The sequence below is a fragment of the Microcoleus sp. CAWBG27 genome (assembly GCF_020883145.1).
Taxonomy (GTDB): Bacteria; Cyanobacteriota; Cyanobacteriia; order Cyanobacteriales; family Microcoleaceae; genus Microcoleus.
Genome location: NZ_JAHREU010000030.1, coordinates 21531 through 48220, shown reverse-complemented (window position 1 = coordinate 48220; position 26690 = coordinate 21531). Strand labels below are relative to the sequence as shown.

20 protein-coding genes are annotated in these 26690 nt (G+C 45.3%); 14 read left to right on the top strand and 6 right to left on the bottom strand.

Annotated features, from left to right (window positions below; translation table 11 throughout):
* Positions 1 to 161: 161 nt before the first annotated feature.
* Together QZ938_RS17655 and QZ938_RS17650 are read right to left on the bottom strand one after the other, a co-directional pair.
* Positions 162 to 614, bottom strand: a complete 453-nt coding sequence (locus QZ938_RS17655) for a cupin domain-containing protein (protein WP_293146325.1) — start codon at positions 612 to 614, stop codon at positions 162 to 164.
* Between the two features lie 523 nt (positions 615 to 1137).
* Complete coding sequence (locus QZ938_RS17650) at positions 1138 to 1908, bottom strand: cysteine hydrolase family protein (RefSeq protein ID WP_293349975.1); 771 nt, start codon at positions 1906 to 1908, stop codon at positions 1138 to 1140.
* Between the two features lie 564 nt (positions 1909 to 2472).
* Here QZ938_RS17650 and QZ938_RS17645 point away from each other — a divergent pair.
* From QZ938_RS17645 to QZ938_RS17615, 7 genes are all read left to right on the top strand, one after another.
* Positions 2473 to 3903 carry an amidohydrolase gene (locus QZ938_RS17645; protein ID WP_293349974.1) on the top strand — a complete coding sequence of 477 codons (1431 nt, stop codon included), beginning with the start codon at positions 2473 to 2475 and terminating at the stop codon, positions 3901 to 3903.
* A 191-nt stretch (positions 3904 to 4094) separates the two neighbouring features.
* Positions 4095 to 5285: a transposase gene (locus QZ938_RS17640; RefSeq protein ID WP_293349973.1), complete on the top strand. Its 1191-nt coding sequence runs from the start codon at positions 4095 to 4097 to the stop codon at positions 5283 to 5285.
* A gap of 78 nt (positions 5286 to 5363) precedes the next feature.
* The gene (locus QZ938_RS17635) at positions 5364 to 6554 is read left to right on the top strand and encodes a glycoside hydrolase family 10 protein (protein WP_293350154.1); all 1191 of its coding nucleotides are present in this window, start codon (positions 5364 to 5366) and stop codon (positions 6552 to 6554) included.
* Positions 6555 to 6934: 380 nt separating this feature from the next.
* The gene (locus QZ938_RS17630) at positions 6935 to 7618 is read left to right on the top strand and encodes a TIGR02117 family protein (protein ID WP_293349971.1); all 684 of its coding nucleotides are present in this window, start codon (positions 6935 to 6937) and stop codon (positions 7616 to 7618) included.
* A 207-nt stretch (positions 7619 to 7825) separates the two neighbouring features.
* Positions 7826 to 8599: a 1-(5-phosphoribosyl)-5-[(5-phosphoribosylamino)methylideneamino]imidazole-4-carboxamide isomerase gene (gene hisA / locus QZ938_RS17625; RefSeq protein ID WP_293350149.1), complete on the top strand. Its 774-nt coding sequence runs from the start codon at positions 7826 to 7828 to the stop codon at positions 8597 to 8599.
* A 102-nt stretch (positions 8600 to 8701) separates the two neighbouring features.
* A complete protein-coding gene (locus tag QZ938_RS17620) occupies positions 8702 to 10111 on the top strand; it encodes a cation:proton antiporter (protein WP_293349969.1) in 1410 nt (469 codons plus the stop codon).
* A 138-nt stretch (positions 10112 to 10249) separates the two neighbouring features.
* Complete coding sequence (locus QZ938_RS17615; RefSeq protein ID WP_293146343.1) at positions 10250 to 13141, top strand: S-layer family protein; 2892 nt, start codon at positions 10250 to 10252, stop codon at positions 13139 to 13141.
* A 334-nt stretch (positions 13142 to 13475) separates the two neighbouring features.
* Here the strand turns inward: QZ938_RS17615 and QZ938_RS17610 are convergent, their stop codons facing one another.
* Entirely contained in the window at positions 13476 to 15650 is a 2175-nt protein-coding gene (locus tag QZ938_RS17610) for a glutamine synthetase III (protein WP_293146345.1), read from the bottom strand.
* A gap of 984 nt (positions 15651 to 16634) precedes the next feature.
* Here QZ938_RS17610 and QZ938_RS17605 point away from each other — a divergent pair.
* Positions 16635 to 18248 carry a transposase gene (locus tag QZ938_RS17605; RefSeq protein WP_293349967.1) on the top strand — a complete coding sequence of 538 codons (1614 nt, stop codon included), beginning with the start codon at positions 16635 to 16637 and terminating at the stop codon, positions 18246 to 18248.
* Positions 18249 to 18398: 150 nt separating this feature from the next.
* On the opposite strand, the gene QZ938_RS17600 is transcribed toward QZ938_RS17605, so the two are convergent.
* Entirely contained in the window at positions 18399 to 19010 is a 612-nt protein-coding gene (locus QZ938_RS17600; RefSeq protein WP_293146347.1) for a 2OG-Fe(II) oxygenase, read from the bottom strand.
* A 557-nt stretch (positions 19011 to 19567) separates the two neighbouring features.
* On the opposite strand from QZ938_RS17600, the gene QZ938_RS17595 reads away from it, so the two are divergent.
* On the top strand, positions 19568 to 20692 hold the full coding sequence (locus tag QZ938_RS17595) for an ankyrin repeat domain-containing protein (protein WP_293349965.1): 1125 nt from the start codon (positions 19568 to 19570) through the stop codon (positions 20690 to 20692).
* Between the two features lie 267 nt (positions 20693 to 20959).
* Here QZ938_RS17595 and QZ938_RS17590 read toward each other — a convergent pair whose 3' ends face one another.
* Entirely contained in the window at positions 20960 to 22225 is a 1266-nt protein-coding gene (locus tag QZ938_RS17590; RefSeq protein ID WP_293349963.1) for a CCA tRNA nucleotidyltransferase, read from the bottom strand.
* A gap of 108 nt (positions 22226 to 22333) precedes the next feature.
* On the opposite strand from QZ938_RS17590, the gene QZ938_RS17585 reads away from it, so the two are divergent.
* From QZ938_RS17585 to tsaB, 3 genes are all read left to right on the top strand, one after another.
* Positions 22334 to 22582, top strand: coding sequence for a Ycf34 family protein (locus QZ938_RS17585; protein ID WP_293146353.1), 249 nt, complete (start codon positions 22334 to 22336; stop codon positions 22580 to 22582).
* Positions 22583 to 22844: 262 nt separating this feature from the next.
* Complete coding sequence (locus tag QZ938_RS17580; protein WP_293349961.1) at positions 22845 to 24554, top strand: serine/threonine-protein kinase; 1710 nt, start codon at positions 22845 to 22847, stop codon at positions 24552 to 24554.
* Positions 24555 to 24556: 2 nt separating this feature from the next.
* On the top strand, positions 24557 to 25348 hold the full coding sequence (gene tsaB / locus QZ938_RS17575; RefSeq protein ID WP_293349959.1) for a tRNA (adenosine(37)-N6)-threonylcarbamoyltransferase complex dimerization subunit type 1 TsaB: 792 nt from the start codon (positions 24557 to 24559) through the stop codon (positions 25346 to 25348).
* A 159-nt stretch (positions 25349 to 25507) separates the two neighbouring features.
* On the opposite strand, the gene QZ938_RS17570 is transcribed toward tsaB, so the two are convergent.
* On the bottom strand, positions 25508 to 25771 hold the full coding sequence (locus QZ938_RS17570) for a hypothetical protein (RefSeq protein ID WP_293146359.1): 264 nt from the start codon (positions 25769 to 25771) through the stop codon (positions 25508 to 25510).
* Positions 25772 to 26022: 251 nt separating this feature from the next.
* On the opposite strand from QZ938_RS17570, the gene QZ938_RS17565 reads away from it, so the two are divergent.
* A complete protein-coding gene (locus tag QZ938_RS17565; RefSeq protein ID WP_293349956.1) occupies positions 26023 to 26304 on the top strand; it encodes a type II toxin-antitoxin system ParD family antitoxin in 282 nt (93 codons plus the stop codon).
* Entirely contained in the window at positions 26301 to 26603 is a 303-nt protein-coding gene (locus tag QZ938_RS17560; RefSeq protein WP_293349953.1) for a type II toxin-antitoxin system RelE/ParE family toxin, read from the top strand. Before QZ938_RS17565 ends, QZ938_RS17560 begins: the two co-directional genes overlap by 4 nt.
* Positions 26604 to 26690: the final 87 nt, after the last annotated feature.

Sequence of the window (26690 nt, the reverse complement as noted above, 5' to 3'; positions counted from 1 at the left end):
AAGCTGGAAAACAAGCGGCACTCAAACTCAGGCGCATTGAATTCAGAAACTGGCATCTTGCCCGTTCCTAGCTATTTTTTCAAGAGGTATACTGAAGTCCGAACGATCGAATCTAGCGCGTTTAGTCGTTTATTTTGCGGACTGAAGTCCTCACTACAAACCTAGCACGGAACGAGTACATCCGATCGCCCTAAAACTCTCATATCTTCCTCATCGAGTTCGACTGGTGTACCGCTGCGAATTAGTTCCACAAAATCCTCGTTTGGCACCATAATGCACAAGGTGTAAAGACGTTCGCTGCCCGTATTTTCAATGACGTGAGTGCCAGTTGGAGGCACTAACAAACTATCACCAGGTTTAATACTAACTGTTTTGCCGTCGCAAGTCGCTTGCCCTCTTCCTTTGAGTACAAAAAACATTTCTACCGCAAATTGATGGCGGTTGGGAGGAGTTTTTCCGCCCGGATCGAAAATCTCGATGCAAACAGTTAATGAGGCATTCGCGGTTGCCGGATCGAAAACTATGGCTAATCTATTAGTATCGCCCGGGCTGATGCGAAATGCTTGGTAGTCTTGAGGCGATTTCATCACCGGAATCATGCACTGGTTTGTCATTTTTTTATTCTTAGTTGTGATATCAATTCCGGTTGCACCGGAATGATGTTGACTGTTGACTGTTGACTGTTGACTGTTGACTGTTGACTGTTGATGATTTAAACAAGACAGATTCAACCGGAAACTATATGAGTTGTTATAGCCGGGAAGAAGGAAGGAAGAAGTCATCAGTCATTAGTCATTAGGAAGAAGGAAGAGACGCCAGGATTTTAGCAATTAAGAACTTCCTAACCGTCACGGACGGTTGCTATATGTTTCGGGTGCATCTCAATGAATGCAAATATACTCGTAGGGGCGAAGCATTTCGGCAGTAAATCTCTGATTATCACTCATAAATTATGTGCCGAAATGCTTCGCCCTTGCCAAAATGAGATGCACCCTATGTTTCTGCTGTCATTAGTGAGCATTCAGAGTCATTAGTCGGTAGCTCAACCTCCCCAGTTTATTGCTAATGACCAATGACTAATGACCAATGACCAATAACCAATAACCAATGACCAATAACTAATGACTAATTCCCTAGTTATTTAATTGCTTCTAACATAGCCTGAGAATCAGACAAAAACCCAAAACATTGTTTAACGTTATAAAGAGTAGCCTGCCAGCAATACTCTGGAGATGTAGTAGCTGTACAATCTTTGACTAAAATGCAGTCGTAGTTGAGAAAACAAGCATCTTGTAGGGTAGCCATGACACACTGATCTGCGTTGACTCCTCCAAAGAAAAGTGTAGTTCTTCCCAGGTTGCGGAGGATACTATCTAAAGGAGTATCCCAAAAGGCACTCATGCGATATTTATCAATGCAAATATCCTCTGGTTTCTGTTCTAATTCATCAACAACGGCGGCCGCCCAACTCCCCGCCATCAAAACAGGTGCGCCGTTTTTGGGTAGCGGATCTCCCAAACCTACGCCCTCGCCCGTGGGATTGTAAACGTGGCGCGAAGCTGCGCTAATATTGAGCAAATCGGGGCGGTTTCCCCAGTTTATCCAAATAATGGGTACTGCGTGCGATCGCAATTTTGGCAGCAAATTTTGCAAAGGATTAATTGGAGTGCGCGCAGGTGTTACATCGACGCCGATGTGTGATAGCCAACCGTCGGGGTGACAGAAATCGTTTTGCATATCTATCACCAGCATCGCTGCTTTTGCTAAGTCCAATCGCAGGGTTTTCGTTTCTGTTTCTAGGGTAACAGGTTGAGGCGCGATCGGCGATCGGGTGATGTCGGCAATTTTAGCATCAACTTTCCAAGCATTGGGCGCAACGCCCAAGGTGCGGAGCATATCTGGATTCATATTAGATTGCGACTTAAAAACCACTTCAATTTTATAACTCTTTGATTGTTGCTAACTTGTGATATCTTAAATCTTTGCTAAGATTAAGTATAAGTATCAAACGTAACTGTTTCAAGCTACTTGATGCTTTATTAAAATTAACAAACTCAGGTAAAAAGTTTCTAGTTCCCAGACTATTTTATCGTTTCCAGGCATAGCGTGGAAATTCCTTGTACAAGGCTCTGCCTCCAGTAAACCACAGGCGAGTATGGTAATTTTACACTCGTCATAAAAATTAGGTACGTAGTTGCGCTTCAGCGCTCTTTATAATATTAGGAAAGAGGGCTCGCATCCCAACAACGTACCTTGGCTAGCGATACTTTGGGTAATTTTATATATCGTATCCTGACAATAAAACTGCCCTGCCAGTAAAGCACAGGCGAGGCTCTTTCTCGCTTATATGCATTACCAGCCATAGCCTGGGAACGAGATTAAACGATATTTAAAAGGCTGAGAACGAGATAAAAGAAGATGATTTAGTCCTAAAATAGAAATAGATGTGAATTCACCAGAAAAGCTAAATCTATGAGTTTTACAATCCAAAATGCTTTGATTCCGGTTGAGAGTGGTTATGAAACGGCAGACGTGCAAGTGGCGGATAATTGCATAAGTGCGTTAGCGAAGCCCTCGAAGAGGATCGCGCCCAATTTAGCTCCTACAGGAACAGCAATCGATGGCAAAAATAAGCTGCTGCTTCCCGGTTTTGTCAACGCGCACACGCACTCTTCAGAAATGTGGCAGCGCGGGATTATTCCCCCTTTGCCGCTGGAGTTGTGGATTGGCGAACTGTACGATTTCACGCCTCTCGATCCGGAACAAGTTTACTTGAGTGCCTTGGGAACTGCGGTAGAAACATTGCTCTCTGGCGGTACAAGTGTAGTCGATCATTTAGTTTTGATTCCGGGGCAAGAATTAGAGACAATTGCCGCTGCGGTTCGCGCTTATCAAGAAATTGGCATCCGCGCTTTTATCGGGCCGTTAATTCAAGATGAATCCCTGACAGCAGGAATGCCTGCGGGCGAGGGCGGCATCGAACACGCGGCTTACATTCGCTCGACAAAGGCAACTTTGGAACTCATGGAAGCAGCTATCAAACAGTTTCACCATCCCGAAAAAGGTGTTAATATATTGCTGGCACCGACGGGAATTCAACTATGTTCTGATGCTTTGTTTGAAGGCTGCATCGATTTGGGCGATCGCTACAATCTTTGCCTGCACGCCCACCTCTTGGAAACGACCGCTCAAAAACAGTTGGCTCACGAAAAATACGGCTGTAGCGCTGTCAAACATTTGCAACAAATCGGTTATTTAAGTCCGCGCACTTCCTTAGCGCACTGCGTGTGGCTGGACGATTCCGATATTGCAATTATGGCAGAAACTCAATCGACAGTCGTACACAATCCCCTCAGCAACCTGCGGCTGGGAAGCGGGATTGCACCAATTTTAAAATACCGCCAAGCCGGAGTAAACGTATCTTTCGGCTGCGACGGTGCCGCTAGCAATGACTCTCAGGATTTGCTAGAAGCAATTAAAATTGGTTCGATTCTGCACAATATTACGGATTTGGATTACCGCCACTGGATTACACCGCGTCAGTCTGTAGAAATGGCATCGCTGGGCGGAGCAAAAGGCTTGAATCTCGGCGATGAAATGGGTTCGCTGACTGTCGGCAAAAAAGCAGATTTTGTGCTGTACGATTTAACCAGTTTATCATTGTTGCCGCGCACCGATCCGATTGGCTTGCTAATTTTGGGACGCCCGACAAATGCGGTAGACAGTGTTTGGGTAAACGGCAAACAAGTTGTCGCTGAAGGTAAGGTGAAAACGATTGATGTTGATGGTTTGAGGCGGCAATTATTCGATCGCAGTGAGTGGAGTAGCAAGCGCCAATCACCAATGGTGGGCGAGATTGAATCGCACTACCGCCAAGTGATGAAATTGCCACTCGGCGGTTGAAACCGCGACTGTACAGACAAAACCCGACGGGAGCGGGTTGGAGAATAATTGTAAGGTTTGCAATGCGAACTTTACCAAAAAATTGGGTCTAAAGCCCCGTCCTTCTAGGACAGGTTTAATTACGAGTGTAAAGATTTCTTGCAAATTAAGTTTATAGCCACAATAGCCCGTAAGCATGATAGAATCATCTCATGATTGTACTAGAGTTTAAGTTAAAAGGCAAGCGGCAGCAGTACCAGATCGTAGACGAAATGATCCGCACAGCTCAGTTTGTCCGAAACAAAGCTCTCAGATATTGGATCGACAATTCCAGAGTTAAACTATCGGATTTATACAAACAATGCGCCATCATGGCGAAAGAATTTGAATGGGCCGGAAAACTTAACTCAATGGCGCGTCAAGCTTCGGCCGAACGTGCCATTTTTTCTATTCAACGTTTCTTTTCTAATTGCAAAGCGTCAAAACCAGGAAAAAAAGGATACCCACAGTTCAAAAAAAACACTCACTCCGTAGAATACAAAACATCAGGATGGGCGCTTTCGGTCGATAAAAGATGTCTGACTTTCACGGACGGTTTTGCTGCGGGAACCTTCAGATTACTCGGTAGTCGAGATTTGCACTTCTATTCACCCAAGGAAATCAAGCGAGTCAGAGTAATTCGTCGCGCCGATGGTTACTACGCTCAGTTCTGTATTAATGTAGAGCGAACAGAAGAAATAGTTCCTACGGGGAAAGCGATTGGCATAGATGTGGGATTGAACCATTTCTACACCAATAGTACCGGAGAAACAGTTCCAAATCCTCGGCATCTCCGTAAAAGTGAAAAAGCTTTGAAGCGATTGCAGAAACGAGTTTCTCGGAAAAAGAAAGGTTCGAGTAATCGCAAGAAAGCGATAAATAAGTTAGGCAGAAAGCACTTAAAAGTCAGTAGGCAGCGTAAAGACTTCGCCATCAAGACGGCGTTGTGCGTAGTGAAATCTAACGATTTCGTAGCCTACGAAGACCTTGAGGTGAAAAATATGGTGAAGAACCATAAGCTGGCCAAATCAATTAGCGATGCAGCATGGTCACAGTTTGCCCAATGGTTGCAATATTTTGGGAAAGTGTACGGTAAAATAGTGGTTGCTGTTGCCCCTCAATACACTTCCCAAAATTGTTCAAGTTGCGGCAATCGCGTTCAGAAATCGCTCTCAGTCAGAACTCATATTTGCCTATGTGGTACGGTATTAGACCGCGACCACAATGCAGCTTTGAATATTTTGGCTAAAGGATTGAAGAAAGCAGGAATTAGTTCAAATACGGTGGGGCACACCGGAATTAACGCTTGGGGACAGACCGACCTCTACCCATTGGTGGTGACACCAAGAAAGCAAGTTGACTGATTGAACCAAGAATCCCCGCGCTTTCAAGCCGGGGAGTGTCAAAGTATGATGTTAGATTGTGGTGTTTCCGAAAAATCGATGATTAAACTGCACAAATGGCGGCGGATACTGGCTTTAATAGTTGTTTTTGCGATCGCACTTACCTCTGCCGCCATTTTCTCCCCCCGAATCGAAGCTCAAACTTCGCCCAAAACCCCAACAACCGAATTGCGCGGCATCTGGCTGACGAACATTGACAGCGACGTTATTTTCTCCCGCAGCAACATCATTGACGCTGTAAACCGACTGGATAAACTCAACTTTAACACCATTTATCCCACGGTTTGGCAAGGAGGCTACACGCTTTATCCCAGCGCTGTAGCCAAACGAGTATTCGGAAAGTCGATCGACCCATCACCAGGATTGCAAGACCGAGACATTCTCAAAGAAATTATAGCACAATCCCACAAAAAAGGTATAGCAGTAATCCCGTGGTTTGAGTTTGGTTTCATGGCCCCCGCCGAATCGGAATTAGCCAAACTTCACCCCGACTGGCTGGCGAAGCGGCGCGACGGTTCAACTATTTGGAAAGAAGGCACGCACGATCGAGTTTGGCTGAATCCTTTTCATCCAGAAGTCCAGAAATTTATCTTAGATTTAATCTTAGAAATCGTCGATAATTACGATTTAGATGGCATTCAATTTGACGACCATTTCGGTTTGCCCGTAGAGTTTGGCTACGAGCCGCAAACAGTGTTAATGTATGAAAAACAAATCAAAAGTCCTCCCTCCAATGACGCCCGCGAAACCTTCTGGATCCGCTGGCGCGCCGACAAAATCAACGACTTCATGGGACAAATTTCCCGCGCCATCAAATCCCGCAAACAAAAATGTATTATTAGTGTATCTCCCAATCCCTTGCACTTTGCTTTACCCGCCCACTTGCAGGACTGGTTTACCTGGGAAAGACGCGGTTACATCGAAGAACTTATAGTACAGGTGTATCGCAACGACATCAAGCGTTTTAATGCCGAACTGGAACGGGAAGAAGTCAAACTCGCTAAAAAGCACATTCCAACTGCGATCGGTATTTTAACAGGTTTGAAAAACAGTTCTATTCCGCTGTCACAAATTCAAGAGCAAGTGCAAGAAGTCCGAAACAGAAATTTTGCAGGAGTTTCCTTCTTTTTCTATGAAAGCTTGTCAAATTGGGCCAGCGAAACTCCCCAACAGCGAAATTCTGCCCTGCAAGAATTCTTTCCTGCAAAGATGCAACGCCCGCCAGTTTAAAACCTTTCGTAACGAGGACTTCAGTCCTTCTTCGTTCGTAGTGAGGACTTTAGTCCTTCTTTTTCAGTCATTCTTCGTTCGTAGTGAGGACTTTAGTCCTTCTTTTTCAGATTATCAAGGACTTCAGTCATTCTTCGTTCGTAGTGAGGACTTTAGTCCTTCTTTTTCAGTCATTCTTCGTTCGTAGTGAGGACTTTAGTCCTTCTTTTTCAGATTATCAAGGACTAAAGTCATTCTTCGTTCGTAGTGAGGACTTTAGTCCTTCTTTTTCAGATTATCAAGGACTAAAGTCATTCTTCGTTCGTAGTGAGGACTTTAGTCCTTCTTTCTCAAATTATTAAGGACTAAAGTCCTCACTACGAACCTTACAAAGAGATATAATGTTTAACACTAAATTAATTTGCCGCATTTGTATTTTTAATTTATGTCTGATTGCTGTCCTTGCTGCAATCGGCTACCTGACTCCCCGAAAGTGGGGAGACACCTCGCAAAAAAATCGCACAGTTAGCGTACAAGTTTCTAACCAAGGCATCCACACCGAAATCATCGTTCCAGTTAAAAATCAATATTTTAACTGGAATCAATATTTACCAATTACAGAAATAGGACGGGAAGCAAATTATGATTATAAATATTTGTCTTTTGGGTGGGGAGATCGAGCTTTCATGTTGGAAACTCCCACCTCAGCAACCATCAACCCAGTTATAGCTTTCAACGCGCTATTTCTCCCGACTCCGTCTACCCTCCACGTTCAAGGTTATCGAGTTTTTCCCCAAGATATAGAAACTAAATGTGTTAAAATTAGTGTGAAAAATTATCGGAGGCTGGTAAATTTTATTAAAAATACATTCCAATTAGACGCAGCAGGTAATAAAATAAAAATCAGCTACGGCTACTACAACAGTGACAGTTTTTATGAAGCAAAAGGCAGTTACTCGATTTTGAGAACTTGCAATGACTGGACGGCAGAAGCTTTGCGAGAAGCTGAGATTGATACTCCTTTGTGGTCAACTCTATCGTCATCGATTATGTTTCATTTAAATAGCGGTTGCGAATGTATTTAAACAGTTGACAGCGTTAATCAGTTGACAGTTGACAGTTGACAGTTGACAGTTGACAGTTGACAGTTGACAGTTGACAGTTGACAGTTGTTAGTAGGAATCACCAATTCCCAATTCCCAATTCCTGATGCCCGATGCCCAATTCCCGATGCCCAATTCCCAATTCCCGATGCCCAATTCCCAATGCCCAATTCCCAATTCCCAAATATTATGAATGTAATTCCAGCGATCGACCTTTTGGACGGAAAATGCGTCAGACTGTATCAGGGAGACTACGCCAAGTCCCAAACTTTTAACGAAAATCCCGTCGCAGTCGCCAGACAGTGGGTAAATGAAGGCGCCACAATGCTGCATTTGGTAGACCTCGACGGCGCCAAAGCCGGTCATCCTGTAAACTTAGCAGCCATTGAGGCGATCGTCCGCGCAGTAGACGTTCCCTGTCAATTGGGAGGCGGAATGCGCGATCGCCCTTCTGTCGCGGCAATTCTCAAATTAGGCGTCCAGCGCGCCATTCTCGGCACTGTCGCCGTCGAACAACCGCAATTAGTCGGTGAATTGTGTGCCGAATTTCCAGGTCAAATTCTCGTCGGAATCGATGCCAGAAATGGTAAAGTTGCTACCAGAGGCTGGCTGGAAACTTCCGAAGTGTTAGCGACAGAATTGGCGCAGCAAATGGCCGGGTTAGGTGCTGCTGAAATTATTTACACCGACATTCACCGCGACGGTACCATGGAAGGGCCGAATTTGGAATCTTTGCGGGAAATTGCTAGCGCCATCTCGATTCCGGTGATTGCTTCCGGCGGCGTCAGTTCGATCGCAGATTTGTTGAGTTTGTTGGCTTTGGAACCAATTGGTGTCAAAAGTGCGATCGTTGGTAGAGCAATTTATACCGGCGATATCATACTAAAAGAAGCTATTCAAGCCGTTGGACAAGGGCGGTGGCAGGATGTACCGCCAGATTTGGGTTCTTCCACCTTTGCATAATCGTCTGAATCCGCATAACCCGCCTTAACAAAACCACAACCCTTGAGTTGGTCTGCTTCCGAAACTCTCTGATTTGAATGTCTTTCTTATCATCATCGTACCATGTTTTTGAACCCTACAATTACAGCTTTTAGTTCAGGAATAGCATCGCTAATTGCTCCCATACCTTTGCTAGCAGCAGTCGATCCCGAAAATTCTCCGATCGTCCTCAGCGGAGTTTTGCTCAGTTTAGTAGTGATTTATATCGCCAGTAAATTAGGCGCAGAAGTAGCGAGAAACTTCGATTTACCGCCCGTATTGGGTGAATTGGTAGCAGGGGTAATTGTCGGGGTATCCGCTTTACACCTGATCGTTTTTTCCGAAAGCGGGCTGTCAGCTTCAGACTCGGGGATTATGAGTGTTCTGCAATCGCTCAACCATCTATCTCCTGCCGCCCTTACCAGTGTTTTTGAGTCGCAGAGTGAAATCATTTCTGTACTCGGTGAATTAGGCGTAATTATTCTGCTGTTTGAAATTGGCTTAGAGTCCGATCTCAATCAATTAAAACAAGTCGGAGTTCAAGCCGTCGTTGTCGCCTGCGTGGGCGTGGCTGTTCCCTTTGCAGCGGGTACAGTTGGCTTGATGGTAATTTTCCACACTCCGGCAATTCCAGCGATTTTTGCAGGTGCGGCTTTGACAGCAACCAGCATCGGAATTACCTCAAAAGTGTTGTCTGATTTAGGACAACTGACATCTAAAGAAGGTCAAATTATTGTCGGTGCGGCGGTGATTGATGATGTGCTGGGAATTATTGTCCTAGCTGTTGTCGCTAGCTTAGCTAAAACTGGTGAAATTGATGTTGTTAATGTCATCTATTTGATTGTCAGCGCCACTGTATTTCTGTTAGGTTCGATTCTGTTGGGCGGTGTCTTCGACAAAACCTTCTCGGCGGTGGTGGGCCAACTCAAAACTCGCGGCAATATTATCATCCCAGCTTTTATTTTCGCCTTATTCATGGCATTTCTGGGCAACGCAATTCATCTGGAAGCGATTTTGGGTGCGTTTGCGGCTGGTTTGGTATTGGATAAAAGCGATGCGCGCACAGAGTTGGATGAATTGGTGAAACCCATCTCCGATGTAGTTGTGCCCATCTTTTTTGTGACGGTGGGAGCCAGGGCAGATTTGGGAGTTTTGAACCCAGCGATACCGGACAATCGCGCCGGACTTTTAATCGCTGCTTTCTTGATTGTGGTGGCGATTATTGGCAAAATTGTTACAGGTTGGGTGGTGTTTGGTGTGCCCGGAATCAATCGATGGGCGATCGGAGTCGGGATGATTCCTCGGGGCGAAGTCGGGTTGGTTTTTGCGGGAATTGGTTCGGCGAGTGGGGTGTTGGATAAGCCGTTGGAAGTCTCGATTATTATCATGGTGATTCTGACGACTTTTTTGGCGCCGCCGTTTTTGCGGATTGCTTTTGGCGATTCAGTAGTACCTCCTGGTACGGGGGAACCCACGAGCAAACAAATCGTTTGATTTAGGGGAATTTGAGTTCAGGGCGATCGGCTGATTTGGAGACACAAATACAGCAGCAAGATACCGGAATTATTCAAAAATTCGGGTATCTTGCATCAACTTGTTTTACATTAAAATATTATCTAGAGCATCGGAATTATGTCCCGCCTATCTTCCACTCTTTTGTTTGCTTTTTTATTACTATTTCCCACGGTCACTCTCGCTCAAATCGTCCCCGATAATACCCTTGGTTCTGAAAGTTCCCGTACAGTTTCCGACACCATCAATAACCTACCATCCGATCGCATTGAAGGCGGTGCAACTCGCGGCCCTAACTTATTTCACAGTTTCCGCGAATTTAACGTGGGTGAAGGCAGAGGCGCTTATTTTACCAATCCTAACGGCATTGCTAATATTTTTACCCGCGTTACAGGTGGCAATTCTTCCAATATTTTAGGAACATTAGGAGTACAAGGAAAAGCCAACTTATTCTTACTCAACCCGAAAGGAATTATCTTCGGTTCCAATGCGCGGTTAGATTTGCGCGGCTCGTTTATCGGTTCGAGTGCGGATAGTATTGTTTTTAACAACGGCTTTGAATTTAACAGCAACAACCCCCAAACAGTAACGTTATTAGCAATTAATATTCCTGTAGGTTTGAGATTTCGAGAAAATCCCGGTACAATTGTCAATACTTCGCAAGCAATCGGCCCCACACCAACCTTACCGCCACTGCCCGTACAAATTCCCGTTTCTAACAAACTTGGTTTAGCAGTAGACCCCGGGCAAACTTTAGCCTTAGTTGGTGGAGATATTCAACTACAAGGAGGGAATTTAACAGCTTATACTGGACAAATATTACTAGGAAGTGTGAAAAGTCCCGGTTTAGTGCAATTTGAACCAACAGCTTTAGGTCTGAATTTAAACTATGGCAATATTCAGAACTTCGGCAACATTCAAATGAACGGTGCATTTATAAATACCAGCGGATTAGGAGGTGGAAAAATTGATATTAGAGGTGGAAATGTCACTGTCAGTAGTTCGGGAATTTATAGCCTGACGCTGGGAAATATTGATGGCAGAAGTATTGATATTAATGCTCAAAACTTGCGAGTAGATAAAGGGTCGCAAATTGCCACCGCCACACTGGGAGATGGGAAGGGGAACAATTTAAACATCCGCGCTACTGACTCAGTAGAAATGAGCGGGCTGGGAATTGAAGGCTATCAGCGGTTGTACGGCCAATATCTAGCCTCTGGATCCTTCAACCCTTTTGACCCGCAAATTATGCTGAGTGCTGGTACTGCTGGTAGTGGAGCCGCTGGAAATATTAACATTGACACTCCTCGGCTGCTGCTGCGCGATGGGGCACTGGGCGGCACCAGTACCTTTAGTGCTGCAAATGCCGGAAATCTGAATATCCGTGCTAACACCGTCGAATTGATCAGTTCAGTGCTCAACAGCGGCACAACTCGCGGAAGTACCGGCCAAGGCGGAAATATAACTGTTGACGCACAACGGTTAATCATGCGCGATGGAGCCAGTCTTGTCGGCATCAGCCGTAGTGATGGAGCATCGGGGAATATCGCGATTAAAACGAATGAATCTGTAGAATTGTCGGGGAGTCTGGGTGGAGTTACGGCGCAAACTACTCTGGCTACTAGCTCTTTCGATGGGAATGGGAAAGCTGGGGATATTACGATCGACACTAAGCGGCTGAGTGTTTCGGATGGATCTGTAATTACTTTATCGACGGGTGCGATTTTTGGTGAAAGCGTGTTTTCTGCCCGTGGGGGGCCCGGAGGAAATTTAACTGTGAGAGCGTCAGAGTCGATCGAAGTGAGTGGCGAATCAGGAGTTTTGGGGACTGCGGGCTACAGACTTAGTGTTATTGGCTCTGAAACTTCAAGCTCTAGTCGGGGTGGAGATATCCGCCTCTCTACACCCAGGCTCACTGTGCGAGGTGGGGGCATTATTACTGCGGGTTCTTTGAGTGCAGCAGATGCGGGAGATATTACGATTAATGCCGATCGTCTAGAAGTGCAAGGCATGGCGAGTAACGGTGGCTTCAGAAGTAGAATTGAGGCTTCGACTGGCAAAGCGTACACTGTTGTCAATCCCAACGCTACGGGGAATGCAGGTTCGCTAAATCTGAATGTTAATCGATTGATTGTCCGGGATGGAGCCACAGTGACTGTTCAGGCTTTGGGAACGGGAAGGGCTGGTAATATTAATGTGGTTGCAAAGTCGATCGCCCTGGATAACAAAGCCAGCATTGACGGTACAACTGTCTCCGGTACTGGGGCAAATATTAATCTGCGATCGCGAGATATCCAGTTGCGGCGTGGCAGCAGAATTACAACGGATGCAGGTAGTTCTGACGGTGGAAACATCAGAATTAATAGCGATATTTTGGTAGCTTTACCGCGAGAAAATAGCGACATTACAGCTAATGCTCGCACAGCTACTGGAGGACAAGTTGCGGTGAATGTACCGAATATCTTTGGTTTTACGAGCGTTAATCGCGAAGAAGCTAGAAGCAGTTTAGGACTGACTGATGCTGAATTTGCCAACTTACAAGTGAATCCAACTTCTTTAATTCCCACTAGCGACATCGCAGCTATTTCTCAACAGGCTGGCCCGGCTTTGCAAGGGGCAGTAACGTTTAGCACTTCTGGTGTCAATCCGGCTCAAGGATTGGTAGAATTGCCACAAAATGTTATCTCTCCAGAGGCATTAATCGTAGCTAATCCTTGCACTCAAGGGGCGGTAAGTGAGTTTACTATTACTGGTAAAGGAGGAATACCTGCGAACCCAAATGATTTGCTCAGCAGCGATTCTACCCAGTTTAGTTGGGTGGAACCGGCCGTAGGTGGAAGTCAGAATCTACAGGCTACAAAGGCAGAAATAGAAATTCCGCCCCAGCCAGTGATTCCCGCTCAAGGCTGGGTGATGAATGCTGATGGACAAATAACGCTTGTAGCATACAATCAAACGGCTCAGGTTCGGCAGCGATTGAAACCTGCTTTGCCTGTTTGCCCGGAGCGCTGAAATGCTTTATTCTCCCTCTGCGTTCTCTGCGGTTAAATCATCGCCATGCAGGAAACGACATAAAAGGACACTCCAAGAGCCTTTCTTCGTGTCAACTTAAGCCTGAAACCTTTGATAAATATCGTTTTTACCATGGTTCAGATCCCCCTAAATCCCCCGCATCGTTGCGGGGACTTTGAGAAGAATCTTGTCCCCCCCGACTATCCGGGGGGTTAGGGGGGATCTAGATTTAATAGTCAAATAACAGTCTCTGACTAGGTTTGACCTTAAGTTGACACCAATAGGCTCTTGGAGTGTCCCGACAAATCTCGCCCGAAATTAACCAGGTTTGCGATTACTTAACAAACAGCATTTCTTGATAAGTAGGCAGCGGCCACAAATCATCAGCCACTTCAGCTTCCAAAGCATCAACATACTGACGAACCTCATCCATCAAAGGACGAATGGTTTGCGAAGCAAACTGCATATGCTCTTCAGTTGTAGCAAAATCGTGCTTGCCCAAAGCATCACTCAACTTGCTCGCAGTATCCATCATCGACTTAACCAGCGTCGCGACTTTTTCAGCAGTTGCCTTTTCTAATTCAATGCCAATCTCTTTCAAGCCAGCAATTGTGTTAGAAAGATCCGACAAATATCTCACCGCTGCCGGATAAATCATTGTTTTGGAAATGCTGCCGACCAGTTTTGCTTCGACTTCAATAGCCAGTATATACTGCTCTGCATACACATCAAAACGGCTTTCCAATTCAACCGGAGTCAGAACGCCTGTCTTTTCAAACAAGTCCTCAATGTATTCTGCCTTCAATACGGGCAAAGCATCGGCGGTAGTCCGCAAGTTAGCTAAACCGCGTTCTTCAACGGCCATTTTGTGCCATTCTTCAGAATAGCCGTTGCCGCCAAATACTACGGCGCCGTGTTCGTCCATCACTTCTTTCAAGAGTGTTTGGATGGCAGCATTCAGTTCAGTTCCCTTAGCCAAATCGCTTTCTAATTTGTTAGCAACCCAGTCTAAAGAATCGGCAAGAATTGTATTCATCGCGACCAGCGGGCCGGAAACAGATTGACCCGAACCTACTGCGCGGAATTCAAAGCGGTTTCCAGTAAAGGCAAAGGGCGAAGTCCGGTTTCTGTCACCGGCATCTTTTATGAAAGTAGGCAGTGTTTCTACGCCTAAATTCATGATTCCGCGACCTTGAGAACCCTTAACTCCGCCCTGGCGAATTTGCTCGAAGATATCTTCTAATTGCGAACCCAAATAGACAGAGATAATCGCTGGCGGAGCTTCATTTGCACCCAAGCGGTGGTCGTTGCTAGCAGTTGCAACTACTGCGCGCAACAAGGGGCCGTATTTGTGAACGCCGCGAATTACAGCGCCACAGAAAACTAGGAATTGGACGTTCGAGTGGGGTGTATCGCCGGGGTCTAATAAGTTGCCTTGGGTGGCGTTACCGACTGACCAGTTGACGTGTTTGCCGGAACCGTTGATTCCTGCGAAAGGCTTCTCGTGCAGCAAGCACATAAAACCATGTTTCTTCGCTGTGTTGCGTAGAATTGTCATGGTCAATTGTTGGTGGTCGCTGGCGACGTTTGCTGCTTCAAAAACTGGTGCAATTTCAAACTGACCGGGTGCTACTTCGTTGTGGCGGGTTTTGGCAGGAATGCCCAGGCGGTACATTCTTTCTTCAACTTCTTGCATGAAGACTTGAACGCGCTCTGGGATTGCTCCAAAATAGTGGTCGTCAAATTGCTGACCTTTGGCTGGAGGTTTGCCGAACAGGGTGCGACCTGCTAATAGTAAATCGGGGCGGCTGTTGGCGAAGTTGGAATCTATTAGGAAGTATTCTTGCTCGGAACCGCAACTGGAATTCACGGGAGCTACTTCGGTATTTCCTAACAGTTTTAAGACTCTGGTTGCTGCTTTGTTCATGGCAGCAATGGAGCGCAAAAGCGGGGTTTTCTTGTCTAGGGCTTCACCTGTCCAGGAGATGAAAACAGTGGGAATGCACAATGTCATGCCGTTGTCTGTTTCCATGACATAGGCGGGGCTGGTGACATCCCATGCTGTGTATCCGCGAGCTGCTGCGGTGGAGCGAATTCCGCCGTTGGGGAAGGAGGAACCGTCGGGTTCGCCTTGTACTAGCAGTTTACCTGCAAATTCTGAGATGACGGAGCCGTCGCTTTGGACGGAGATGAAACCGTCGTGTTTTTCGGCGGTGCTGTTGGTTAGCGGGTAAAATACGTGGGCGTAGTAGAGGGCTCCTTTGGAAATCGCCCAATCTTTCATTGCTACTGCCACGACATCGGCTACGGAAGGATCGAGTGTTGTACCTGTTTGAATGGTATTTTTTACTGATTTGAAAATGCTTTTGGGCAGGCTTTCTTGCATTTTGCTCAGACTAAACACGTCTGTTGCCCACATTTCTTCTAACCGCTTGGGAGGCTTTGCAGGAGTTATTTGGCGGTTGACGATTTGAGAAATTGCTTGAATGCGCGATTCGTTTCCACTCATGGTTATTTTTATGCGAATTAGGGACAGGTAGCTGTGAAAAAATATAGGTTAGCGCAAGTCTAACCGTTGACGAATATGTTGGATTTACCAACATTTTTAGTCTGACCTAACTTTTTGGAGAATGCCTTGTTTGGCAGGCTCTCAAAGATTGGAGGAGCAAGGCGGAATCTCTTCGCCGTCCGTGTTGGTGAGAATCCGGTGTTCGATAGATGCGGTTGGATTTCGATTATTAGCAAGCAAATAGATGACTGGAGACTGTACTAATTTGAGTCAACATCGTAGATGTCGGCGCTGCACAGATTTACTGGCTAATTTTCACCCTGGTAAGCTCAAAAATTTTGTGCGAGTTAATTCCTATGAATTCTGGTCAAAACTACTTATGGTTTTTAATGGTTCGACGATCGCTAAATCGCAGTCCAGCAAACAACGCACTCGTTTAGCGTTTTGGGGAATTATGGAGAGTACACAATCTACACTTGGAAATTGTAAACAATCATTAAGGAAATAAATGTATCGTAGACTACAGAATTTTAGTTTTTTTTGCCAACGGACGATCGCCCGATCGCGCATAACGGCAGAATTTGAGTTGTAGGGTGTGTCAGCAGCGCGTTATTTTATCCAGAATTGAGGGTTCAAAGCTGACGCACCTACTTCATGTCATGTCTGTTAAATTGCGCGCGATCGAATTTTGTCGTGTGGTGGGGGCGGGTTTATGGATATTGTTGGTTTGAGTCAGAGATTGTTTGTGAACGCCCCTACAAGCATTTTGATTCATTCACTGGCTCTGATATCAGATTATAAAATAAACTTCTATTGAATTGCGGTATCCGCTCAATAATTCGGGGTAGCCGAGAAAAAAAGTAAGCAGAGTAAAAAAAGTGTTATAAAATAGGAGACATGACGCTTCATATTATTTCACGAGACAAGTCACCCTGCAATATACTACTGCAAACCATCGACCCCTCAGGTATTGCAGACGAATCAATGCGTCAGAAAGTAGAACTCTTACTGAACCTAATAGAGCAATTACAATTAAAAGTCAAAGACTTAGAATCAGAGAATCAACAGTTAAAAGATGAAAACAACCGATTGAAGGGAGAACAAGGAAAACCAGACATCAAAGCCAACTCCAAAGGCTCCAAAGGCTTCAAAAGTCAGCACTCATCAGAAAAAGAACGAAAAACGCCCAAAAAGCACAAAAAAGGCAGTAAGAACGCCACGATTAAAATAGATCGAGAACAAATACTAGAATATCCCACAGACCAACTGCCAGCAGACGCCGAATTTAAAGGATACGAACAAGTAATCATCCAAGATATCAGCTTGGCAACCGACAACATACTGTTCCGCAAGCAGAAATATTACTCACCCTCACTCCGAAAAACTTATGTAGCAGAACTACCAATGGGCTACGAAGGAGAATTTGGACCAGGAATCAAAGCCTTAATCATCAGCTTGTACTATGGGGGCAATATGACCCAAGGTAAACTACTAGATTTTTTAGCAGATTTAGGGATTTCCATGTCAGCAGGTTATTTATCCAACCTGTTAATCAAAAACCACTCTGGTTTTGAAACCGAGAAAAAAGAAGTTTATGATTCAGGACTAGCGAGTAGCCCTTGGCAACACTTCGACCAAACGGGTGCGCGTGTTAAAGGAGTCAACCATACCACCAATATCATCTGCAACCCTTTATATACAGTATACTTCACAACAGCCAATAAAGACAGACTGACTGTACTGAAAGGATTACAGCCAGGACGAGAACTGAAATTTATTCTAAATCCACTCTTCTTCTCACTAATTGAGGACTTCAAAATCCCGATTAAATGGCAAAACGCTCTCCAGCTATTACCTCAAGAAACAGTGTTGGGTGAGGAGGAGTTTAATCACCTACTTAATAAGTATGTACCCAAACTCGGTTCCCAACAAGTTACCAGGATTAAAGAAGCAGCAGCTATTGTTTTCTATCATCAGCAAACAGATTGTCCAGTCGTACAAACTCTTTGTTGCGATGATGCTCCACAATTTAAGTTAATCACTGCCGATAGAGCGTTATGTTGGGTACATGAGGGAAGACATTACAAGAAGTTAAGCCCCGTATTCCATTGCCATCAAGCAATCTTAGGGAAATTTATCAAAGATTTTTGGGATTATTATCGGGAATTATTAGCTTATAAAGATGCTCCAAGTCCTGAAGCTGCACTGCTTTTAAGGTCTAAATTTCGGCGGCTTTTTGAAACCCCAAGTGGTTATGAATTGTTGGATGAACGCAAACAATTAACTGTCACAAAAATAGCGGAGTTGCTGAGGGTTTTAGAGCATCCTGAGTTACCTCTGCATAATAATCCGGCTGAGTTAGCTGCTAGAACCATGGTGCAGCGACGTAATATTAGTTATGCAACTCAAACTATTGAGGGTACTCAGGCATGGGATACTTTTATGTCTCTTGTTGCTACTACACGTCAGTTGGGAATCAGTTTTTTTGATTATGTGCGCGACCGAATTTCTCAACTTGGAGTTATTCCCTCTCTGTCCACTATTATTCGCGAAAAATCTGCTCTTTATCCGTTGGGATTGTCTTGGCAGCCAGATTAACTGCTACCCCTACTTATTGAGCCGATACGAATTGCGCGCGATCGAATTTTGTCGTGTGGTGGGGGCGGGTTTATGAGATTGTTGGTTTGAGTCAGAGATTGTTGGTTAACCGGCCCCTACAAGCATTTTGATTATTTTACTAGATAAACCTCATTTGATTTTTGCTTTCGCCGCCCTCGACTCGATTGTAAATCCGGGAATATCTTGTAATTCTGTGGCGCTCAAACTGTACTGTTCGCAAACCAAACTTAAGCGAGTCCCGCTACTTTTTACGGCGTTGACTGAGTGTGTCAAATCTCCTTGAAAATAGATCAGTGAATTGACTTGTGGCTTAATCTGTCCGACTTGCTGTTTGTTGCGCCGGAGTATCAATTCTCCGCCTTGCAAATTTGGGGGAACTTGTACGTACAAAACGCTGACGGCGGCGGGAGGTTCAACCGTTTTGCAGTACGATCGCAAAGATCGATCGATATGCGGATCGACGCGGGAACCTTCGCCCAGAAGCAGGGGATTGAGGTAAAAAGCGTTGCATTCCGGCTGTAATGCTTGGTCTAGATAGGGTTTGAACAACGGGAATCGGCGCTCGACTTCGGCGATTTGAGCGCGCCCAAATACCACGGAAAAGCCTTTTGTGCCGATGAAATCGCGGTTGAGGTTGTTGGTTGCAAAGTAAGGTGAGGCGAGAATTGCTCCTCGTAAGTCGTTGAGATAGTCGATCGAGAAAGCGTTAGGATGTTGGCTGTAGTATTTCAAGGCGCTCAAAAATCATCAAAGTTTAAAAGTTTAACGGAAACAGCGGATAGGAATGCAGCAATTGCTCAGACTTGGGAAAAGCTTAGTTCCTCGCGCAGGATATGCGGAAGTTTTGCGAATTAATAGTAACACGAAGGGAACAATCAGCACAAGCTCCAACGGGAATGGCCGGACTTTGCTGGATCGAGGTTTTTGCATTAGTTGTTGTATGTAATATCGTTTCCGCTTGGATCGGAATGATTTAACCGCAGAGAATACAGAGAAAGGGAAGAGAGAGATAAATACAGGACGATGTTAACGGATTTGATATAAATCGTCGATCGAGAACGACTATTACAACTCTAGCTTGCAGTAAATTTTGCCGATCGTCCAAAACGCGATTGTTGTTTGCTAATTCCCAAAGTGCGATCGATTGACATAGGTTAAAAGTTATATAGAAATCCTAAATCATTTGTGAATTTCTTACTCCCTCCCCTTAATAAGGGGAGGGTTGGGGTGGGGTAAAAAAACTTTACGAGTCATTTAGGACTGCTATAGTCGATCGCATAAGCTACCTTAAGAAAATTATGCGTTTCTTTCGTTTTGGCTGTCTTGGTATTTTAGGCTTGTTAATTATCCTCTCGGTTGCCCCCGGACAAATTATGAAATTGGGTATTCGCACGGCCGAATTTAGTCCTGATGGCAAATATTCGATCGCGATTCTCAGATATCCAATGCTGTTTTCTATGCCCGGTGGAGGAAGCGATGCCCCCTGCGATGTATTTCTGTTCGATGCGGCTGGAAGAGAGTTGAATAGTAGAAGTGTGGAGATGGTGCAACTTGTGTCTGTGCACTGGCAGGGCGATCGGGTGAGAATTGGGGATATGTTAGATGAATGGAAATTGCCCAAAATAGATAATATCAACATTTTGCTGTTTAGTGCTGCTTACACGGGCGATCGCGCAGCAGTCGAAAAGCTCTTGGCAAAAAATGCAGATATCCATTTCAAGACTTATTTAAACCAAACACTGTTACACGCGGCTGCTTTTGGCCCGAATCAGGCAATTGTACAGTTGTTTCTCCAAAAAGGATTGGATGTAAGGGCTCTCGACAAATCAGGACAAACGCCCCTGCACGCGGCGGCTGCTGGACGGGGTAGCGGGGCGATCGACCTTTTAATCGCCAGCGGTGCAGACATGGAGGCGATCGATCTCCCCCGTCACGATACTGGACAAACAGCACTCAACATCGCAGCAGATAGGGGCAATTCTCAAGCAATGAAAGCCTTGATCGAGCGAGGCGCCAAGGTGAATGACAGCACCTTTTTTTCTGTAATCAAGAGGTTTAAGTCTGAAAAAACGAAGCAAGAGATAATTGAATTACTGCTCGATCATCAAGCTGAAGTACCATCAGGTTTACTTTACAGCGCTGTCTCCCATCGAAATATCGAGATTGTAAAATTATTGATCGATCGCGGTGCTGATGTGAACGAACCAGATCCTTACGATAATACTACTCTGTTGATGAGAATTGTGCAATCCAATACTGGTATATCTCCGCAAGTAAAACCTGCATTAGTAAAGTTGTTTCTTGCAAAGGGTGCGGATGTAAATGCTCGAAACAAAAATGGTGAAACTGCCTTAAGTATTGCTTACAAATCATCCACTCCGGAGATTGTTAAGTTACTCCAACAGCACGGAGCTCAAAGATAAATCTGCGGTTTAAACCTATTCTCAATAAATTTTCATCTGCCCAGGCGGATTTAGGAATAAACGAGATATGAAAGTTGTATTTTGTATGCGGTAGTAAGAGGGCTAAAGCCCAACAACGTACCTCATACCTCATCTTTAATCTGCCGAGGCGAATTTAGGAGTCAACGAGGTTTCAAAGTCGTATTTTGTATGCGGCAGTCAGAGGGCTAAAGCCCAACAACGTACCTAATCTTTCTGATAACCGCTATACATTTTAGGGATTTGTATTTATATCAAATCTGGCTGTACCGCAACAAAGTCTGACGCCAATTTCAGCGCATCTTCGCGAGTCGCAATTCTCCCTTCCACCCGCGCTAATTGAATCTCCATTAACAATTGACCGATGCGCGGACTTCTGGGAATATTCAAAGATTCCATTAACTCATTGCCGCTCACTAATTGTGTGGGATGGGCGACTATATCACCGGCATCGAGATAGCGATTAATTAACAGCGCAATCTCCTCAACCGCAATTCCCACCGCCATGGCTAAAACTGCTAAAATTGGAAATACTATTCCCACGTCGCGAAACAAGAAATACTGTTCTCGTAAGGACATTTCTGCAATCGGTTGTGCTTGAAGTTGTGGCAAATATTTCAAAAGCTCGATCGCACTTTTAATCTCTGCATTGCTGTACTTCAACCGCAGCAACTCGGTTTCAGCAATTGTCGGGTCGGAATTTGCCAAAACAGCCAACTTCCCGATCGCCAACAACGGCGTTTTAATTGTATCCCGAATCGATCGCCCAAACTCTTTCCCCAACTCCGGGTAAATTGCCGCCAATTCAGCAGCACACGCGTCGATTTTTGTCAAAATATCGAAACGGTCGATCGCACTTGCAAACCAAATCGAAAATAACCCATCTTCGCAACCCTTACAAATCCAAGGAACACCGTTATTATTGCTCAACAAATAACCCAATTCTGTCCGCACCCGTTCCACCGCCACCCGACTCAACAGCGGCGCCAATTCCCGAATCGCCTGCAAAGTTTCCGGTTCGATCGCAAAACCCAACTGTGCTGCTTGGCGGTAAGCTCTTAATAACCTCAGCGGATCGTCCTCTAAATTCGATCGCGAAATCATCCGCAGCAAACCCAACCGCAAATCAGTTTGACCGTCCAAAGGATCGATGATTTCTCCGGTAAAAGGATTGCAGGCGATAGCATTACTCCGAAAATCCCGGCGCAGCAAATCCTCCTCCAGACTCCCGCCAAAAGCCTGGGCAAAATCCACCGTACCGCCCGCAAACACCACCCGCGCAATCTGTCGTTCCGCATCCAACAACACAAATCCGCCTTTCGTGCGATCGGCAATTTTTCTAGCAGTTTTCACCGCCCGTGTTAACATAACGAAATCCAAATCAAAATAGTGCGATCGGCGGCCCAGCAGCGCATCCCGCACCGCGCCGCCCACCAAATAAACAGGCGGTGTCAGCAGTTCCAAATCGAACGGCCAAGTCTCAGGAGATAACGCAGGTGGCAAATTCATCGGCATCGCAACAAAAATCTACTTTCCTTACAAACAATAAAACTCTTGCTACGCTAGATTAACAGAAAGCTCAAAATTCACCAATCTTTTTGAAATGCACAGAGGATATCAAGAATGTGTATTTGTATTAACTGCCACTATGTAGACCGCTGCTTCACCTACCACGCCGTAGAAGGACAGCACGAACAAATCCACCTCACCGAAACACCCGATTTCGACCCCGTAGAACCCACCATCAACGTCAACATCCGCCCCCGTCAAGACGAAGTAGAAATGGAATGGGATGTAGTCGGGTGTCAAAGTTTTAAGCAAGAGACCGGCAAATGGGCCAAATTGCGGCCCGGCGAACTTGTACCAACTTGAGTCAGTTGACTGTTGACAGTTGACAGTTGACTGTTGACAGTTGACAGTTGTTAGTTATTAGTTATTAGTTGTTAGTAGACCGTAGACATTTGACCTGTGGTAGGGGCGGTGCCCCCGTGCCCGCCCTCTTCGTTAACAGTTGGTATTTTTTAGTTCCAATTCCCGATGTCCGATGTCCGATGCCCGATGCCCAATTCCCAATTCCCAATTCCCAATTCCCCATTCCTAAATCTAAAATCTAAAATCTAAAATCTAAAATCCAATGTCCTATTGCTTAAACCCAACTTGTCACAATCCGCAAAACCCCGGTGATGCAGAATTGTGCCAAAGTTGCTGCTCAAAATTGTTGTTAACTAACGAACAATCGCCATCAGCATCTCGCTACCGTAGCATAAGGGCGATCGCACAAGGAGGCTTCGGCAGAACTTTCCTAGCAGTTGATGAAACCAAACCCCAGAATTTTGCACAGTGCGTCATCAAGCAATCTTTACCGCCCAACACCGCAGCCGAAAAAGCCTCTCAACTATTTCACCAAGAAGCAGCCCAGCTAGAAACCTTGGGGAAACATCCCCAAATTCCCGAATTAATCGCGCATTTTGAACAAGAGGGAAGACAATATTTAGTACAAGAATTTATAGACGGCAAAAATTTAGCTCAAGAATTAGAACAAAAAGGAGCATTCACCGAAACCCAAATTCGGCAAATCCTCAACGATTTATTGCCAGTGCTCCACTTTGTCCACAAATCCAAAGTCATTCACCGCGATATCAAGCCCGAAAATATCATTCGCCGCCGCCTATCTCCCGCCCCTTTACCCGCCTTAGAAAATTCCTATCAACCCTCTCCTTTCCAAAAAGATATCGTTTTAGTAGACTTTGGTGCAGCAAAGAAAGTAACAGCAACCGGATTGCCACAAACTGGCACAATAATCGGCAGCGCTGCTTATACAGCCCCAGAACAATTGATGGGAAAAGCCGTTTTTGCTAGCGATATCTACAGTTTGGGTGTTACTTGCATTCACTTGCTGACTCACATTCCTCCCTTCGACTTGTTCGACAGCGCCGAGGATTCTTGGGCTTGGCGAAATTATTTGAAGAGTGCTGTTAGCGACGATTTCGGCCGCATCCTCGATACGATGCTCCAAAGTGCCACAAACCGGCGCTACAATTCAGCATCCGCAGTCATCCGGCAGTTGAACCCCAAGCCGGTCTATTTAGACGCGCAGCCCGTGCTGGATGCGCCGGAAACAGGCGCAGAATCCAAGCCTGCACTGGCGCCCGCACCTGCGCTTTTCAGTCGGGAACAGCAAGCCGAAATTCAGCAAGCATTACAAGAGGCGATCGCCCCGTACAATGTTACAATCCAAATCAGTCAAGCCAAGCAAAAGCTCAATATCGTCATCAACAGAACCGAAGACAATCCCGTTTACTATCCGCACTTATCCCAAATAATTGCCACCAAACTCACCGATTTACAGTTAAACAAAGTCGCAGCCATTAAGCTGTTGGGAAGAGTCAACAATTCTCGCGTCCCCGAGTGGAAGGAAGTATTGCAAATCGATCCCAAAATTCAATTGAAAAACAAACTCCTGCGGCTGCAACACAATCAATTAGCCAAGAAAATCGCCCCAGTTGCTACCCAAGAATTTTGGCTTCCCAAGTTGAAAACTCAGGATTTCTGGCTCGATTCGCTCATGTTTGCTTTAGTTTGGTTTATATTTGGCTCTCAAATAGTCATTTTTAATTCTTGGTTCGCGCTCATAGTTGCATCCGGTTTTATGGTTGTCAAACATCAAGTTTCTCAAGACAAAGAATTTGCGAACAAGAATTTATTTGCAAGTTTAGTAGTGCTGTTTTTACTAACTGGTGGCATGGGCAATTCCAGGATTTTAAACACGGGAATATTTGGCATTTTATTGGGTTGCTTGGTTGTGGCATTGCCACTGTTTTTTGTGAAGGAAAATTATCAGTAATCGTGAATAGCAATCCCCAAGACGGAACATTAGTAAAAAAATACGGCTTAGCGTTGCACACCTCAACACCCGAACTAGGTTTAGCAATCAGCAATTTTTCCGGCGATTATCGCTGCCAAACTTGGAATTTGGGCCGCAATTTAGCAACAGATTTACACCAGCATTTAGTAGAGTTTATCACGCCACAAACTTGGGCAGATTTGGCTTTTATTGCAGTGGCAAAGGGGCCCGGAGGTTTTACGGGGACTCGCATGGGTATGGTGACAGCGCGAACTTTGGCTCAACAGTTGAATATTCCGGTTTTTACCATTTCAACTTTGGCGGCTGTTGCTTGGTTGCACCCCCAATCCAGGGCGGGTACGGGGGAGCTTTTGGAATTAGAACCCCCCCAACCCCCCCTACAATCGGGGGGGCTTTTGGAATTAGAACCCCCCCTACAATCGGGGGGGCTTTTGGAATTAGAACCCCCCCTACAATCGGGGGGGCTTTTGAGAGAAGATATTGCGCTGCAAATGCCTGCACAGCGGGGGCAATTATTTGGCGCTGTTTATGCAGTTAACAGTAATTGGGGTGTAACAGAGTTGTTTTCTGATGCAGTAATGACGGCGGAATCTTGGCAGGAAAAGTTGGCAAGTTGGGGAAGTTCCTATCAGTTGATTGAAGTTGGCAGCGAGTTGGGTTCGTCGGTTGCTGGCGTGTTGGATTTGGCTTATTTGGAGTGGCAACAAGGAAGTCGCCCGGATTGGTGGGATGCTTTGCCTTATTACGGGCAACATCCCGTACAGGGGCAATGAATATTGGGAATAGGGCATTGGGAATAGGGCATTGGGCATTATTTCGTTTCAGTTAAATCAACTTGTAGAGTGCGTTTTTTTTCGGACTATGCCCGATGCCCTCTTTGCCCGATGCCCGTAAATGATTTATAAGCAATTAGGCAGACTTGATATCATTGTTTATTTCAGGGCGATACAAAGTTCGAGGCAAAATGTTAATGTCAGCGGATCTGGGTTTTCGGTTCGCAATTGGTCGATTTCATCGGGATTGCAGCCGCGAGATTCCATAAAAGCGAGCATCCAGCTAGTTAGTGTATCAATATCAATATATTTTGCTCCGAGACATTCGGGACAAGTTTCTCCGTTGACAGTACCTGTGCCTTCGCACTCAGGGCAATCCCAGTGGGTGTTTATCGGATTGGATTCGATTAGGCTGTTGCTCATTTTAGGCAAAAGTTCGATCGCACTACTCGTTCAGTTTAGCAATTCCGGCAAAATGTCGATCGCCCTCACTTCTTCCTACCTTTACACCAAGCGGGCTAAAGACTAAGATCGAAGCAAATACAAAAGGGGTATTTATGTTCGATCGCGCTCAATTGATTTTAGCTGGAATGTCGCCCAATAATATGGTGGCTTTTATACTGCAAGGAGAGTGGAAATGATATAATAGTTAAAGGTTCTCAGAGGTAAAATCCATGAAAATTACTCTCAAGCCCGATCAGGAAAAGTTCATAGAAGCACAAGTTACAAGTGGCAGATATCCTTCAGCGGAGGAGGTAATCGCAGCGGCATTAGAACTATTAGCCGAAAACAGCGAGACAAAAAAAAGCAATAGCTATCAAAAATGGGTTGAAGAAACTCGCCCCAAAGTAGCAACAGGGATAGCTCAACTCGATCGCGGCGAAGGGATTGATGGAGAAATAGTCATCGCAAAATTGCAGGAAAAATTTCGCAAAATGCGGGAGAATCAAATATGAGTCGCTACATTGTTTCTCCAGAAGCTAGTCGCGATTTAGATGAAATTTCTGATTACTTTGCAGCTACCAATATTGAAGCCGGAGAAAAGTTTGTTGGGGAGTTCAATCGAAAGTGTCGCAATTTAATTAACTTTCCTAATATGGGTCGTAGTTACGAGGAACTAGCTGCTTCTGTGCGGGGGCTTCCTCTCATGGGTTACATTATTCTTTATCGGGCGATAGACGGTGGAATTGAAATTATCAGGGTGGTGAGGGGAGAACGGGATTTACCATCGCTATTTTCTGATGAGGATGAGTGACACAATGATTCGATCGCACTACAAGCTCAGTTTAGCAATTTAAGAAAAATGCCGATCGCCCTCACTTCTTCCTACCTTTACACCAAG